Annotated in this window: 13 protein-coding genes; 1 reads left to right on the top strand and 12 read right to left on the bottom strand. The window is 59.1% G+C overall.

The window, feature by feature from the left end:
• Positions 1 to 84 precede the first annotated feature (84 nt).
• The 9 genes from AAC014_RS14675 to AAC014_RS14635 form a co-directional block, all read right to left on the bottom strand.
• Positions 85 to 4137, bottom strand: coding sequence for a hypothetical protein (locus AAC014_RS14675; protein WP_339709834.1), 4053 nt, complete (start codon positions 4135 to 4137; stop codon positions 85 to 87).
• Positions 4138 to 4229: 92 nt separating this feature from the next.
• Positions 4230 to 4439 (bottom strand): hypothetical protein, encoded by a 210-nt coding sequence (locus tag AAC014_RS14670; RefSeq protein WP_339709831.1) that lies wholly within the window; start codon positions 4437 to 4439, stop codon positions 4230 to 4232.
• A gap of 22 nt (positions 4440 to 4461) precedes the next feature.
• Positions 4462 to 6141 carry a UvrD-helicase domain-containing protein gene (locus AAC014_RS14665; RefSeq protein WP_339709828.1) on the bottom strand — a complete coding sequence of 560 codons (1680 nt, stop codon included), beginning with the start codon at positions 6139 to 6141 and terminating at the stop codon, positions 4462 to 4464.
• 10 nt (positions 6142 to 6151) lie between these two features.
• Complete coding sequence (locus tag AAC014_RS14660; RefSeq protein WP_339709825.1) at positions 6152 to 8098, bottom strand: AAA family ATPase; 1947 nt, start codon at positions 8096 to 8098, stop codon at positions 6152 to 6154.
• Between the two features lie 101 nt (positions 8099 to 8199).
• On the bottom strand, positions 8200 to 8400 hold the full coding sequence (locus AAC014_RS14655; RefSeq protein WP_339709823.1) for a helix-turn-helix domain-containing protein: 201 nt from the start codon (positions 8398 to 8400) through the stop codon (positions 8200 to 8202).
• Positions 8397 to 8795 carry a CopG family transcriptional regulator gene (locus AAC014_RS14650; protein WP_339709821.1) on the bottom strand — a complete coding sequence of 133 codons (399 nt, stop codon included), beginning with the start codon at positions 8793 to 8795 and terminating at the stop codon, positions 8397 to 8399. The genes AAC014_RS14655 and AAC014_RS14650 overlap by 4 nt, the downstream gene beginning before the upstream one ends.
• Before the next feature lie 77 nt (positions 8796 to 8872).
• The gene (locus AAC014_RS14645; RefSeq protein WP_339709818.1) at positions 8873 to 9046 is read right to left on the bottom strand and encodes a DUF3363 domain-containing protein; all 174 of its coding nucleotides are present in this window, start codon (positions 9044 to 9046) and stop codon (positions 8873 to 8875) included.
• Positions 9043 to 9741: a nucleotidyltransferase domain-containing protein gene (locus AAC014_RS14640; RefSeq protein WP_339710035.1), complete on the bottom strand. Its 699-nt coding sequence runs from the start codon at positions 9739 to 9741 to the stop codon at positions 9043 to 9045. Before AAC014_RS14640 ends, AAC014_RS14645 begins: the two co-directional genes overlap by 4 nt.
• 103 nt (positions 9742 to 9844) lie before the next feature.
• On the bottom strand, positions 9845 to 10084 hold the full coding sequence (locus tag AAC014_RS14635) for a sigma-70 region 4 domain-containing protein (protein WP_339709815.1): 240 nt from the start codon (positions 10082 to 10084) through the stop codon (positions 9845 to 9847).
• 470 nt (positions 10085 to 10554) lie between these two features.
• On the opposite strand from AAC014_RS14635, the gene AAC014_RS14630 reads away from it, so the two are divergent.
• Positions 10555 to 11481 (top strand): winged helix-turn-helix domain-containing protein, encoded by a 927-nt coding sequence (locus AAC014_RS14630; RefSeq protein WP_339709812.1) that lies wholly within the window; start codon positions 10555 to 10557, stop codon positions 11479 to 11481.
• On the opposite strand, the gene AAC014_RS14625 is transcribed toward AAC014_RS14630, so the two are convergent.
• Genes AAC014_RS14625 through AAC014_RS14615 form a run of 3 tightly spaced genes read right to left on the bottom strand, consistent with a single transcriptional unit; the run spans position 11478 to position 14780 of the window.
• Entirely contained in the window at positions 11478 to 13352 is a 1875-nt protein-coding gene (locus AAC014_RS14625; protein ID WP_339709809.1) for a hypothetical protein, read from the bottom strand. The genes AAC014_RS14630 and AAC014_RS14625 overlap by 4 nt on opposite strands.
• Before the next feature lies 1 nt (position 13353).
• Positions 13354 to 13902 (bottom strand): AAA family ATPase, encoded by a 549-nt coding sequence (locus AAC014_RS14620; protein ID WP_339709806.1) that lies wholly within the window; start codon positions 13900 to 13902, stop codon positions 13354 to 13356.
• A complete protein-coding gene (locus tag AAC014_RS14615; RefSeq protein WP_339709803.1) occupies positions 13899 to 14780 on the bottom strand; it encodes an HD domain-containing protein in 882 nt (293 codons plus the stop codon). The genes AAC014_RS14620 and AAC014_RS14615 overlap by 4 nt, the downstream gene beginning before the upstream one ends.
• Positions 14781 to 15255: the final 475 nt, after the last annotated feature.

Below are 15255 nucleotides of genomic sequence, written 5' to 3'. Positions count from 1 at the left end.
GTGCGGGCATGTCCGGATCGTTCAGCGAGAGCCCGTGGCTCAGCCCGAAGCGGGCCACCTCTCGCAGCAAATCGAACGGCTTCTTCACGCCTTCGCCTCTTTCGGGTTAACCCAGCGCAGCACCTCTTGGCAGGTAGCAGGGTCACCCAGGTCCTTGACCAGGTCATCGACCGCAATCGATGCTGGCCCGGTCCGGAGCCAGGCGATCGCCGGATGTTCCGTCGGCAGCAGCCCCTCCAGAGCCTCAGCGAGCCTAGGTCGCTGTTCCCGCGTCATCCAGATCGCGAGAAGGACGAGCACACGGCGTTTCGGACGCGCCGCGAGCAGCTGCGCGAATTCGAAGACGAATTCGTCCCCTCCCCGGTGTGCTGCGGCGAGCACCAGAGAAGCCGCCACGCTCGGCATCCGCGTGGTTACCGTCTCCGCATCGATTGCTGCAACCACAGCCGCATCGAGGCTCTCCATTTTGAAGACCAAAGCGTGTGCGGCCGCTCGCCTCACCGAGGCACGGCCGGGCGTCACGGCGCGATCGAGAAGCCGTTCCTGCATCAGCCTGCCGCCATGCGTCACCAGCAATTGAAAGATGTTGTAACGCAGGTTCGGATCTGTGGTTTCGATGCCCAAGGCGTCGAGAGGCTCGAGGACGTCCATCGGAAGGTCGCCAAGCGCACCAAGCGCGGCGATCGCCTGATGTGCTATCGGGAAATGGTCATCTTCTTCATACCGCCGGTAGGACGACGACCATTGGTCATGAGCGAGCGTCATCAGCGTCGGCACATGGTCTGGATGCGGTTTTGACAACAGGAGCGCGACAAGCGCCTTCCTGATAGTACTTCCTTCCGCCTTGGCAAATTCGAGGAGGCCCTGAGGAAGGGGGGCCAGCAAAGGTCCACCGATGGCCGTAAGCGCGGGCGCGACGACATCGGCAAACATATGGTCGAGAGCGCTCTCGATGATCTCGGTCAGGTTGAGCGCTATAGCAGCCGCAATCGCCTCGGCGCAAGGATGCGTGTCCTCCCAGCTCACGCGCGCTTCAGCCAGCGTGGCCTCGATGTCGGGTCGGACCGCTGCTCCCAACGTCGCATGATGCTTGATGCGCAGCCGCCGAACTTCGGGGCGGGTCGCCGGCGTCGCGGCCAGCAACGCCGTTACAGGTAGAGGAAGCGGAACCACGGGGTCATCGTTGCTGCGCAAGACACGGGCCGCATGCGCGATTGCCGCATAGTCCACGGGCAGTAAATCCTTGGCCGCGGTCGCTTCCGCTTCCTCGGGGCTTGGCCCGCTTTCTTCCATGGTGGGAAAGTGCGTGATCGGGGCCCGCTGAGCAAGGATGTAGCCTAGGTCGATGGCCAGTTCGACTGCACGCTCGCGATCGCCGGCGGCGATCAGGCTGTCCAGTATCTGCGGGAGCATATTCCGATGGTGGGCGATCAAGCAGGCGAGCGCCGCCGTCCTGACATCCCGATCATCGCTCCCATTCCGGATCCGTTCCGTTAGGTGATCACGATAGGAATCGTCCCAGTGATGGCGAAGCACTTGCCAAATTGCGTCTTCGTTCTCCCCGTCTCGGACGATCGAATAGGCACCCCCCACCTCCCCAGAGCTGGGCGGTGTTCCCTTTCGGACGCCCCCCATAAGGGAGCGCATCCAGTCGGCCTGGAGTGCCTCGGCGTGCGGGTGCTGAGCCAAGCTTTGCCAACCTTTGACCTCGCGCACCTTGTCGACATAGGCGCGCAGAAGCTGCTGAGCGGTATGGCCATCGCCCTTATCGGACATATGCTCCATGTATTCGTCGGAGTAGACGCTGTTGATATAGGCGAGCCGTTCCTTGCGGTCGGCCTCAGGGTTGCCTGGTGTGGGCATGAGTTCCGCGACAGCAGCATCGACGATAGACTCGAATCCGGCCAGATCGCGCAAGGCGCCTTCTGCAAGGGTTTCTACAACTGGATCGAAGCCGTTGCGAACGATCCCCGCGGTCGCCTCCAGATATACTGGCGTCAGGTCGGGAGCCAGCCGCTCTAGGTCAGCCACTAACGCTCGACCATAGCCGGTTCGATCATTGGGTAGCATCTCGCGGACAAAGCGGGCCGCGATCGTCTTCATCTGCGGGGCTGTGGCCATGCGATCATACCAGTCCTGGCCGTGTCCTGGCGAGCTCCAGTGCATCAGGCGTGCGAAGGTCTTGTCTGGTCGATGGTTGATGTATCGTCCGAACTCTGCGCCGATGGACGCGCCCGATCCAACCGCGGCCGCAGTCCGCAGATGCTCGGGAATGCGCGTGGCAGGATCGGTGAATTGCTGATCGATCCAGGCATCGATCGCCCTTTGTGCCGCCGGCTTTGCCGACACCTCCAGCTCAGGAACTAGGCGAACTGCCTCAAGAATGCGCGCTGCGATGCCTGAACCCCAACCGGGACTAGGACCATCGGGGTCTGTCAGGACGTCGATGAGCGCACGCAGCGCAACAGCTGCGGGAACCGGCGCCATCTTCAGCGCTGACTGGACGCCCGCCTCCACGCGCGGATGGTAATAGGTCGCATCGCCCTCGCCGACGCGCAGGTTACGCGCAGCGACGAAGAAATCGATGAGGGGTTGCACACCCTTTTCGAATCGGGCGTTGCGCTCGGCCAAATCGATCTCCAGCGACCTGACGGTCCGGATCGACAATTTGTTGCTGGCCTTCAAAAGCCCCCAAATGACGGCTGCTGCCGCGAAGTCATCCCGCTCTCGTATTTGCTCAACGACGGTCAGCTCGATCGACGCCTCGTGCGCCCGGTCCATCGCAGCCCTGATGAAGCCCAGCGGGTTTTTTGGGTCAGGGCGGCCAGAAGTGCGTAGGGAGTCGAAGAATTTCTCGATTTCGAGGGGGGACGCAAGCTCGTCTAGTACCTGCTTCTCGGCACCCGAGGCGAGCAGCTGCACATCGCGGGGCAGAGTAACGATCCTGCTCCGGTAGAGTTTGCTGCGCTCTTGAGGGCCGTAGTGCTCGACCTCGAGCGGCACCAGCCAAGGGTCGACCGTCTTGAGCGCTTTGGACGAGACGCCCACGTCGCGTCGCGTCGTGACGACGATCCGACGGTTATGCGTCGCCTTCGCCAGAAAACCCGCGAGCTGATCGTTCCAAGGGCGGCTCGCTGGATCGAAGTCGAAGCGACCCCACGGATCCTCGATGTCGTAAAGGACAGGTGGCTCGGTCGTGTCGTCGCGAAGCTGCTGCGGTCCGTGCCGGATCGGAACCCGGATCATGCCAGGGCTCTCTTCGCGCAGCTCTTGGTAGAGTTTACTCGTCGCTAGTGTCTTGCCGGTTCCCGATTGTCCAATGATGACGGCGGCATAGCGCGGGGAGGCCATCGCCTCTCGCAGCGCTGCCCAGTTCTTGGGAAACACGTAATTTTCGAGCTGCGGTGATGCCGCTAGATGCCCGTCATGCTCCCGAATGATGTGGGCGACTTCGTCGCGCTGCCACCGCCCCCCGCCGACGCGCCGGATGCGCAGTCGCGCTTCTTCGCGCAGCTTGTGAAGGCATTCGATCCAGCGGGAGTAGGGAACGCCGAAACGCTCGATCAGGAGACGCTTGATCTCGCCGACGAGCTTATCCTCGTCAAGACTGGCAATGACGCCCACGCGCCCCGCCGCTTTGGCTGGAAGGCTGGAGACCGTTGTTTTCGCCATACCGCTCGGCTTCGGCCAGCTTCCTGGGCGGCCAACTCGCAGGCCACGCGTCTCGCCGTTGAGACCGGCGCTGGTGATCAAGAGATATCGAACATCCGTGTCCGCGAGACGCCGCGCGGCCGACAAGCGCCTCACGCCGCCATGTTTCAGCAAGGCGTTGATGCCTTTGACAGTCCACGCATCGCCGCGGCGGAGCTTCGCCTGTACCACGAGTTTGTACCCATCTGCAGTGACATTCGTCGCGAGTCGGCAAGGCTCCGTCTCGGTGAGATCCGCTTCGATATCCTCCTCTGAGGCGGGCTCGAGCTCGATCAATTGCGCGATCTTGTTGGCGAGCATCAAGTCGAGAGCAAGCCAGACCGACACATCAACCTGATAGTCATAGCCGGCGAGCGAATGCGCGCCTGAACCAGCGCCAGCATCCTCCTCTTCGAGCGAAATTGAGCCAGCCTTACCGTCAGACACGTGTGCTTCCTTTTCCGCTCCAGGTCCGCGACTTCGATAAGACTTGGGTGTATCCTCCCAACCGCTTCATAGCCGAAGCCATGGTAACAAGACTACAGATCGACAAACGACCAGCCTCTTGTGTCCGAGAGCGTTGTCCGGTCCAGCTGCGAGATGCGATCGCGGTGCATCGCGATGCAGACCAGTTGTCGCGCCCTGGTGGTCGCCACATACATCTTTTTCATAAAGGAGGCCCGGATTGATGCGTGGGTGGTGGCATGAGCTGGGTCGAATACCGGTCGCTCCAACGCCGGATTGATCAAGAAGGGCAGCATTTCCTTTACGTCAAAGAGAGTCCCGAACTTGGTTTCGAGGACGAGGGTAGCGTCGTGGGTTTCCCCTTTGACGCCGTGGATAGTGGAAACCTCTATGGGGATGCCCCCCCGGGCTCAGATACACATTGCCAGGCAACACTACCTCATCGAGCAACTCCGGCGCGTGGTCCGCATAGGCAAGATACTCGGCAATAGCAGCGTTGCCACTATCGACATCGAAAATGTCGCAGAGCCTTTGCGTAATGCCTGCCCATTCGTCCGCCGTGAGTACGGAGCGAAGCATCAGATCGGCCATCAGCGCATTAATATGAGGCATCTTCCCGGAGACATCAAAGTACCGCCTTACGTTTGCAAGCGTGATTGGCACTGCGGCTCCAGATCGTCCAATGGCCGTCTTGCCGCCCAGGCGCAGAAGCTCGACCAGCCCCTGCCTCAGATGCTGGTAGTGAGTGTGAACCGGCCCTTCTTTCAATTCTACCGCTGACCGAACGCATTCACAGAATTTATCGGCATTCCCTATCTTGTTCGCCTGGTTCCGGTCGAATGCCTGCCAGTAAGATTGTATGCTAAGTGCTTCGCCTTCGGCGCGCCCGCCAATTGCCTTTACGACCTTGCGATCAGCTTCTGGAAGACCGGCGACTATAGCGCCAAACTGATCCAGTACAGATCCGATCGTATCATTGCTATAGAGAATGAATGTACAGGAAGGGGAATTCGCGGCGGTAGGGCGAGAGCCCGTCAAAGCAATACGCCGTGTGCTGAGCCCGCAGAATTTGTCAGCAATGTTCGCTGTAAACCGACCACTGTCCGGGATGGGTGCGAGGTCTATCGCCGCATTGAACGTTTCGTTTGGCGGCTCGCCTGACATACCGTCGAAGATCGCCTGATCGGGATCGCCAACCTTCTGCAGGGTGCAGCCTGCAGCATCACCAAACAGATGATTGATCAGCTCGTCCTGGAATCTCAGCGTATCCTGCGTCTCGTCGATCAGTACGAGCGGGAAGCGCTGTCGCAGGGCATCGATGACAGATGGATTGGTTGAAATCAGCTCCCTTGCGAACGCGTACATCTCGGAGAAGAAAAAATAGCCATTCTCCAGAGTCTGATTCTTTACGACGATCATGTTCTGATAGGAGGCGGTAAGGGTGCCTGGCGCTCCCGGTACGTTGACGGATAGCTGGTCTTGAGCCCACTCGAGACGCAATCTGGAAGTGCTGGCGTTCTTGTTGTCCAGATACGTGCGCGTGCTGGGGGCTAGGCGGCGACGCATGTAGGCCGCCGTAGTGGAGTCATCAATGTGGCGGATCGGGTATCCTTTGGAGCGGCAGGCCGGCAGCGCGAGAAAGGTTTGTACGAAATCCTGGATCGTCCCAATGAAGTGCGGGTAGCTGATCAGAGATGTCGCCGCAGCGTCGGTGCGGACACGTTTTAGAATCTCGTCCTTTGCCACATTCGTATGGGTCAGAACGCATAATCCACAATGGCGGTAGCGCCATTTGCGGGCAAGGAGGACCAGCTTCAAGCCGATGAGCGTCGTCTTGCCGGCACCGGGGCAAGCATGGACATGGCGGTGCTCCCGAATAGCCGCGCGCCTTGCCTCGTCAAGAGACAGCGCTTCGTTCACAGACGTGGCATTGACCTCCTCGAGCAGCGTATCAATGTCGGCATCGTCTATAGCAGGTATCGGCATCGAGCAGGCCCTATACCGCTGCCGCAGGGGCTTCATGCCCCGTCACATAATCTATAGCCCGCACGATATATGCCGGCAGCGCTGCCCGAAACTCGGCTCTGCGTGCTGTGGTTTGCGCGAGGTCAGCTTGTCGTCTCGCGTCGGCCTGCTCGGGCGTTTCATTCTCGGAAGCAGGCGTGATGATCGGACCGAACTTTTCAGCCAGCACGCTTGATAGCGTGTAGGCCAGCTTCGTCTTCGCGCCGGATTGCGTGGCGACATCCCTGTAGATGGCGACTGCCCGCAATTCCGGATCAGCCGGCAACTCGTCATAGCCGTCGAGCGTGCCTTTTAGCGCCTGATATACTTCTGCTGCCAAACCGGCCCGCACAAGCGCGTACTCGAAGGTCCAATGGTCCGCTACCTCGACCCGCACATTCTGTCCGGCAAGAAATTTGCGGTTTGCGATCCAATTCAATCGGCCTTGAGCGTTTTCCGCGTAGTGGCTTTCCCAGTATTGTTGGTTGCCGGGTTTTGCTTCCTGAAAGCCGTAAATATTGCCTTCCGCGATGCGAGCGGGTTCGGGCCACAGATCGAGATCGCGCAGGCAAACTACGCGCATACCAAGCCATTCGGCGCTATTCGCAGGATCGTCCATTCCCGCCCTTTGGAAGATACGAGCGTAGGGCGCAAAGGCGATGCTGCCGACGTTGACGACAGATACGCCGAAATCCTCGAATGGCGTCCCGAGAAGGTCGGCAAAGGTCGAAAGGAGGAGGTTCTCACCATCGCCCTCGACGATCATGACGCCCTTGGCGAAGAAGAGGTTGGATTTTGTTACATCCAAAAATTTCTCCAGATGCACGTAGTTCTGCGCATCCAGCTGTGTTTCATCCTTGCGAAGGGAAAAAGCCTTGCCCTCCGTCATGATGATCACGTTTTCAAGCGGAGCTTTCGACGCCAGGTTCGGGCTGTGAGTGGTAAGGATGCTCTGCAACGAGGAATTCTGGCCGCCAAAACCCTCTCTGAGCGCCCGCAGAAATTTCATTTGAAGCTGCGGATGGAGATGCGCTTCCGGTTCCTCGATCAGCAGAAGCGGAAAATCATGCTGTTCCTGCTCAAGAAGCAGGAGCTCCGTCGCCATGAACAGCAGATTGCTGTATCCAAGGCCCTGATAGCGTTCCTGTGAATCGATGAGCAGCTGCAAGCGTTCCAGAATTGTGCGGAACATCTGTTTGCGCTCGGTCGCATCGAGTTGTTCGAGATCGGTTCCGCCCATGATGCTGATCAGCGGGCTTAAGGGTTTCGTGCGAAAATCCAGCCTGCGAAGCTGCTCTTCAATGCGTTTGCGGGTTGCGCTCACTCCGTCATTCTCGATGATCGCCGCGTTGGCTGCCACGATCGTCGTCAGCAGATTTTCGATGACGGCAGCTTCTCCGAACCTTTCAGAGGAGCCAAGAATCTGCGGCAGGCGTGATCCGCGACCGCCCATCAGTTCGGCATCCGCATCGCGCAAGGGGCGGAGATAGGTGGTCGCGAGAAAATCTCTCACCTCTCGTTCCACTGATGGGCCTTCTGCATTCGCGCCGGACCGCAGTTCAGTCCGGATTTGCCGGGCGCCGCGTATGAGATGTGTTGTCTGTTCTGCCTGATAGTTGAGATAGAGGGCCGAGCGCCGACTGTCGGTGCCTGGGATCTTTTCGTGCGTCAGATGCTCAACGAACGCTGCCGCCTGCCGGGCGGTGATATCCTCGAACTTCAACTGGATGGAGAACGACGTGGCCCCGCGACTGAAATCGCGGTCTTGAACCCGTATCCATTCCCCGGAGTTCACGGAAAGCGCATAACGCAGAGCATCAACAAGCGCTGTTTTTCCGCTATTGTTCTCGCCGACGATCAAGTTGATCCCGGGATTCAGACGCAGTTCGAAAGCCGTAAGGACGCGAAAATTTTTTATTGAAACTTCCGAAAGATACATCTTCGATTCCCCCTTGCCCAATAGTAGTTCGAGAGAGTGTGGCCTACAATGGCAGGCTTCGTTTCGAGCTTGGGAAACAACCGCCGAACGACGATGAGGTGCTAATCTACCGTTTCTTGCCCGCATCGTTCCAGAAATCCTTCCAGCCCCCTGACCGGCACAAGCGTCATGCTGCCCACCTTGATCGTGGGGATGTCGCCGGCCTTGATGAGCTCATAGAGCTTGGACCTGCCGATGCCGGTCATCCGGCAGGCCTCGGGGATGCGCACGGTAATGGCCCGCGGCGCCGCATCGATGCTCATGCCTCCTCCTCCCCGGCAAGCCGCTGCCGGGCGCCCTTGCCGAGGATGCGGCGTTCGACGAGCTCAAGGAACGCCTCGGTTCGCTCCAGCCCGAGCCTGCGGGCGCCCTCATCGAACGGCGGCTGATGGGCGACGAGCGTGAGCTGATGCTGCACGAACAGAGCCAGCATCTCGGTGAGCGCGTCGATCCCGCGCTGCGTCTTGCCGGCGCTGCGCAGCAGCCGGTCGATCTTCGGCCCGAACCGGTCGTCGAGCCCCTGCGTACTCTTCCGGTCGATCCACATTCGCAGCGCGTCGGTGAGGATCTTCGTTTTGGACCCGCCGGGTTTGCCGGCAAGGCTGTCCAGCTGCTCCGACAGGTCATCGGGAAGATAGAACTGATGGCGCGTTTTCATGGGGGCGAGTGTGCCTCCAGGCGGGGCGCGGCCGAAGTACAGTATTGAAGCCGTTCAGTGCATATTGACGCAAAATCTCACATACCGATCTCAAGGCCGCGCTGCCGCCCGATCGTCCAGCTGATGCCCTCATCCCGCGCTATGCCGGAGACATGTTTGCCGAGCCCCCGCTCTAGCACCGGCCGCCACGGCACCAGACTGAACTCGCGGCTCATCGCGATGAGCCCGTAGCGCCGGTCGCCGACAGTCACGCTGCGCACGAGCCTTGCGACCGCAGCCGGTTCAGGTTGTGCGTCTTGGGCGAGTACAAAGTGCGAACCAGAAAGAGCGTGTGGTAGTAACGCTCTGTGGCCTGATGAAGCAAGAAGGCCGCTTCTTTGAGCATACCTTTATCTATCGCATCGTGCGCCAGAGCGTCGAAGTTTGCCGCACTTTCGAACCACTCTTCGTAGTAGTCCTGCGTTTCCTTGAGCGCTTCGGCCGGGGTCAGCTTGCGCGGCGTTTCGAACGGGTGGCCCGGCTCCTCGAACAGCACGATGCCGTCCCTGACAATGTCGGTGAAGAAGTACCGCCCGAGCTTGAGCTTCTCGTTCACGTCCTCAAGGCTGTGGTAGATGACGCTGACCGGGGTCCGCACTTTGCCCTCGCCAACCTCGGCAAGCAGCCGATCCTCGGTCTTCTGCCAGAACTCGGGAACGTCCGTCAGGTCCTCGTGGTTCACGACAACGAGGATGTCATAGTCGGAGAAGTAGCGGCCGACGGGGTCCTCGACCCAGTCGCCGCGCGCGTAGCTGCCGAACAGGATGATCTTCAGAAGCCGGCCTTCGCGGTAGCGCGGCTGTGTGCGGTGGCGGATGGCGTCGGCGAACCCCTCGCGCAGTAGTGCGACGACGCGCTCGAGCTCGCGCCTTTTGCATTCCGGAAGATGTTCGAGACCCGTCTTCATGCTCACAGACTCGCCTTTAAAGCGCTCCTTGCCAACCCCATATCGAGAATGCCCCGCGCGGTCCTCGATCCCCCCTGAAGTCCGTGCGGGCACCTTTCTCCCCCTAAAGCAGATGGTGAAGCGCACGCCACAGCTGCTGCAGCGCCAGCGATACATGGCGCTCGACCTCGGCGACGCTGATGCCCAGCCGGGCGGCGATTGCGGGGTAGTCGAGGCCGTCATGGCGGTGCAACTCGAACACGGTCCGGGTCAGCTTTGGCATCCGCTGGAAGGTCTGCCGGACGGCGGCAAGCATCCGGGCATCGGGCTCGCCGGCGGGGGTTTCGTTCGGGTCCATCAGCATTCTCCCTCTCCAGCAGCCGCACCCGGCGGAAGAGCGGGGTGGGCGGCGGAGCGCCGACAGGTCCGGCCCCAAGGGCCGGGCCCGCACCCGAAGGGCTGCAACGCATGTGGAAGACCCGCGTCAGCGGGTTGCAGGGCCGGCCCGGCCGGACCAAAGGCAAAGCGACCCGCACACACCGCGCGGGAGCCGGATCAGACAGGTTCAGACCGCCGGGAGGCGGGATGGCGGAAAAGTTATGACCGTGGTGCGCCCGATCTCGGCCCTTCCGACTGCGTCCGATGGCCGCAAAATAGCTGACATTTCGGGCTTGTCACAACGCGGTGAGTGAATCAAATCCCCAATGCTCTCGCGACGATCTACCGGCCATAGGTAATGGCCGGTCGGATTGTATCATGTCCGACCTAGGCTTGCAGGGAAAACGGTGTCGGCGTAGGTCTATCCATTCCCCGCGCGGAAATAGGCAATGCTTAGTGGATAGCTATCTCGAAATGGCGCGTAGCGTGCTCCAAAGCGCGCGGCAACCGCTCAGCGCCCGCCAAATCCTCCGAACCGCCATGCAGATGCAACTTGTTCCGCGCGATCTGTACGGCCGCACCCAGCATAAAACTCTGCAGGCTCGTCTCGCGACTGACATCCTAAAGCACCGCTCTAAGAGCGAATTCTTTCGCACCGGTCCAGGGCGCTTTTTTTTGCGGGCGCTTCAGTCAGATGATAGGCTGCCCGAGCGCTATCGCCAAGAGTACCACGCGCCACTTCGGGCAGCACAGCTCGGCCGCTTCGATGTAGTCGCCTTTCCCCGCATTGACCTTGCGAAACTCGCGGCAAAGCTCATCTCACCATTTGCTGTCGCCAAGCTGCACGAGCTGCCTTGGCGCTTTGCGCGGCTTTATAGTCTCCGCCGTGACCCAAAGCTCGTTCCGTTTCGTTTCCTACTACTGCTCGTCGCTGAAGATCGTATATTCCTCGACAATCAGCGTCCGACGACCGAAGAGGGCGATCTTCACATCCGTTCGGTAATGGGCATCGAGGGCGTCGTGAAGCGCGACGATCTTTTGCTCTTTTCGCCAGACAGTTTCGGACTGATGGACGCAGCCGCGCGCACATTACTAGAACATTTCGAGCTTCCGCACCATGTCCGCGCATTAATCGAAGATGATACCCGATGGTCCGATCCGCTCGCTGTCATCGACGAGGAAAGTGAAGGTCGCCGCGCCGATCTTGCTGTATATATGCGATTTCAGTGCAGCGGCATCGCAGAGATTACTGAGGCTGTCGAAGCGCGCGCGAGCACTGGCTGGCTCGAGCTTCCGATTACGCTCAACAACCTCGAGCGCTTCGACAAATGGTCACTGCGGTTGATCGCGGATAGCAACCTACGTTCCGCTATGCTCGGCTAATCGAAGTTTTTTAGAACTTCGCCGAGAGAGATCGCAGCTAATAGACTGGAGAGCGTCTTCATGCCGACCTTGCGCCAATTATCGTCCGCTTTCGAGGGGTCGGCCTGATCCGAGACGACGCGCAGCATACTGACGGGAATATTTCTTTGGCGTGCCGCCGCAGCACACACTCCCCCGGCTTCCATCTCCACCCCTAGCAGCTTGGGATTGCCTCCCTTACCTTGGAGGATTTTCTTGCGCCAATCATCGCTGGCCACGACTTCGTCGGCACTGGCCAGTGGTCCGTAGTGAAGCGAAGGGCGCCGGCCTTCTGGCCAATCGAGGTCGCACGCCTCAAAGGTCCAACCCTTCTTGTCGAATGCGTCAGAGTGAATCTGTCGCAGAACCCGGTCGTCCATCGCATAGTCTTCGCTCCGGAAATTCGGCGTCGCGCCGTCCGCGTCGTCGACCACTTTCCGAAGCGCGAGGTCGACGACTTTCGTAACGACAATAATGTGACCGGGCTCGGTTCTATTCTCGGCGAAGCCGCCCGCGAGGCCGACGATCAGGATAAGCTTTGGGGGGCGGTTTCTTTTTGTTAGGTAGGAGGTCATCGCCACTGCCGCCGCAACGCGACCCATGGTCCGCGGACAGATCACTGCGACCTGGACCCCGTCAATGGTGCCGTGCGCTTCGGGCGTCGTATTTGTCTTTGTCAAATTGAGGCTTTTGGCGAGGGCTTCCAGTTCTTCCTCAAGCGCAACGAACAGGACGAGTTCGGGCTCTTTCACCATGATCGATCTCGTTTCTTTCTTCTGGTTTTGGTTCTTGTTTTCAGGCGTACTGCGGGTCGCAAGCCCATGCTCCGTCGTCAGCCGACTTGCAAACTCGTCGAGCACGCTTGCAAGTTCACTCACCTCGACAGGGCTGACCTCATAGAAGCTGAAACGCCTTTCTTGCAACGAAGCCCAGCTGTAATTGAGCGTGTTCCTAATGCGACCGGCGTAAAATACCATGTTGGTGTCGCCCGGCATTCGCTGTGCAAGCATCGCATAGGCATCACAAAAGGCGATGAAACCGGGCTGTTTCTTCAGCGAGACGATCAGGTCCGCCGGGGCTTCGAATAACAATTCACGCAGCTCGAAGAGGTCAAGAAACAGCCCTAGTCGTTTAAAATTGTGCGCGCTCTCTTCGACCGGCACGCGGAAATCATGGATCACGTGGGGAATTCCCGACAGCGCACAGAGGTTAAATTCCTGACAATATTGCCGGAAATAAACATGCTGCAGCGTGCCGCGAAGTACGCCAAACGCCACCTTGACTTCGTCGGGGAGTTCCGGAGCGATAGCAGACCAAGTTAGCGCAACCCCGCGCTCGTCGAGCATTAAAGGGATTTTCGCGACAAGATCAACCTGCGGTGGAGTCAATATCGTCTTGGCTGGCTTCCAGAAGCTTCGGCCCGCCTCCGGGCCACTCGTCCAATCCTTCAATATCCCGGCGGTGATATGCGTCTTGCGTTGGATGATCCCGCGCGCCGTGTCGCCAAGAAAGCCAATGCGCGTGTCATTATAAAGTCCGGAATAGCGATCACGCATCGGTTCATACCCGATCCGCTTCTTCTCTGCGAATTCGGCGAGATTGTCCTCGCGCATTGGGAGTTGGATAAGGCTTTCGCTAAGATAAGCTCGCTGGTTCTCGGCAAGTCCAAAGGCGATTTCGTCTTCGACAATAAACCCGGGAGGCGCGACGCATCGATCCTCACAGATAATCGCGGCAGCATTTAGCGCGCGTCGCATGAGAGCCGCATGCTTCTCGGGAGTCAGCGCACGGTAAAGGTCGAAAACTTCACGCGTGTCGCGGTTGAGAAAATGAAGAAAAATGTTGCGGCGCAATTCAGTTCGGCGCCTCTATCGCCCTCAAGGCAGCCCGCAAACTGTCAAGATCGTTGTCGTTGACAATCTCGTAATCCACAGCCGCCGCGTCGAGTTCATACTCGGAGCGGTGACGCCCATCGGTCATGAGGTCGAACACCTGATTGCGCTCGGCTAGCCGCGAGACGCGTATGTCGTCGGGCGCTGATATCCGGATGATACGGCAGCCATGCGATTTTGCGAGCGTCAGGTCGCTCTCGAAGCGCAGGGCATCGATAATGAAGCCCTGTCTGCTTTCAGATAGTTCGGCATTCTCTGCTCCAGCCTCGCGAAGCGCAGCGCGAAGAAAAATACTTGGATCGATCTGGGTCAGGGCATCATCGAGGCGATGGGTCGAACTCTTATCCTCGTTGCCAAACAGTAGAAGCGCGATCTCGCGGCAAATCTTGCCTGTCCTAATGTGAGGAACCTCGAAGCGCTCAGCGAGTAGCCTCCCGGCACTTGATTTACCAGAGCCGCTCTTCCCCATGAGAGCGAAACGGAATGGCGCCGAGCCAAAGGTGAGAGTCATTGCTCGTCGGGGGTCGCGAGCGCGCGCAATGCAGGGGGGATTGCCTCAAGTACCTCCTCGACGCGGACGTGCCGCACATTGGCAATTCCCGTTACAAGCCGCGAACAAAGCACTGCGTGGTGAACACGAAGTTGCGGAAAGTAGTCGACTGCTTTAGCGCTATAGCGGAGGCTGAACGCCAGATGTTCGTCGGTCATCTGACCAGCTTTTTTTACAAGAACGAAGCTCAAAGCCTGGAGCTTATCTACTGCCTTCACGAATAACGCTTCCGCCGAACTCGCACGGATGGTTTCAAGAATGAGTGATCGCTGGAGGTCGCGTGCTGGCCCACGCAATTGCGCAACATAGCGCTCGAGCGCTGCGAGCTCGAGAGCGGTCTTATGAGTTTGAGCACGGCCATTAAATGCGTGCGAATAGGTGCCTTGACCATCCGAGCCGACAGGATCGAAATCACCCGTAAAGAGCTCGAGCTTGTCATGAACGATCGCGAGCTCGAGCGCTCGCTGCGGATTAATCTCGGGAAAAGTGGGAGCGAGCAGCATTGTTGCGTCCGCAACCTGCCAGCTATGCGCGGCCACATTCTCCAGTTTCAGGCCGGGCTCTGCCTCGTCTGCCGCGAGCGCGCTTTGCGACTCTTTTTCCCAGTGATGCTGGCCGAGATAACGCCGGATTGACTGAAGCCCTAGGGAGGTCAACATCACTTCGATGTCCCGCGCAGCATCTTCCCAGCTAGGTAAATCTGGCGATCCGTAGGGAAAGGCCGACATCATTTCTCGGTGACAATCTCTAGACGACGAGGCAGCATCCCCAAGCATCTCACAATTGCTACCAAATGTCAGCGCCGAACTCGCAGTGCGGCATGCTCCGAAATCATCCATGGGCCGCCTCCCCCCAAGTGCAAAAAGCAGATAACATGCAGTTAAGCAAACCAAAAATAAATTCACTTTGAGAAAAGTTATGGCTCGATGATGCTGGCGGTTCGACCGCAAGATCGAATTCCTAAGTCAGTCACCTTCGCTCATTCGTGCCCGCGCTAACGCGACAGTCCAAAAATGGGATCGGTGACTGCTGCACTACACGAAATATTTGAACGGCTGCTTTTCCTCACCTTTCACTGAATCAATAGTCAGCACGTCACCAACCCTGCGGACGAAGCGCACCGTGACCGGAAAGCCGTTCGCGAAGCCGGTCTGGATACCTTTCGCATTCGCCCTTGGGTGGCTTGGTGGTACCCGGCATTCGATAATGCGACCGTGTCAGCTTCCGATAAATCAAATCTAAAAGCGGAAGGTCCGCAACCGTTTAGAGTTTCGGACGCCGTGAGGCGTCGGAAAGTCGGCGGTGCCCGAACCC

This window comes from uncultured Sphingosinicella sp., from assembly GCF_963974575.1.
Taxonomy (GTDB): Bacteria; Pseudomonadota; Alphaproteobacteria; order Sphingomonadales; family Sphingomonadaceae; genus Sphingosinicella.
This window is presented reverse-complemented; position numbering and strand designations above follow the sequence as displayed.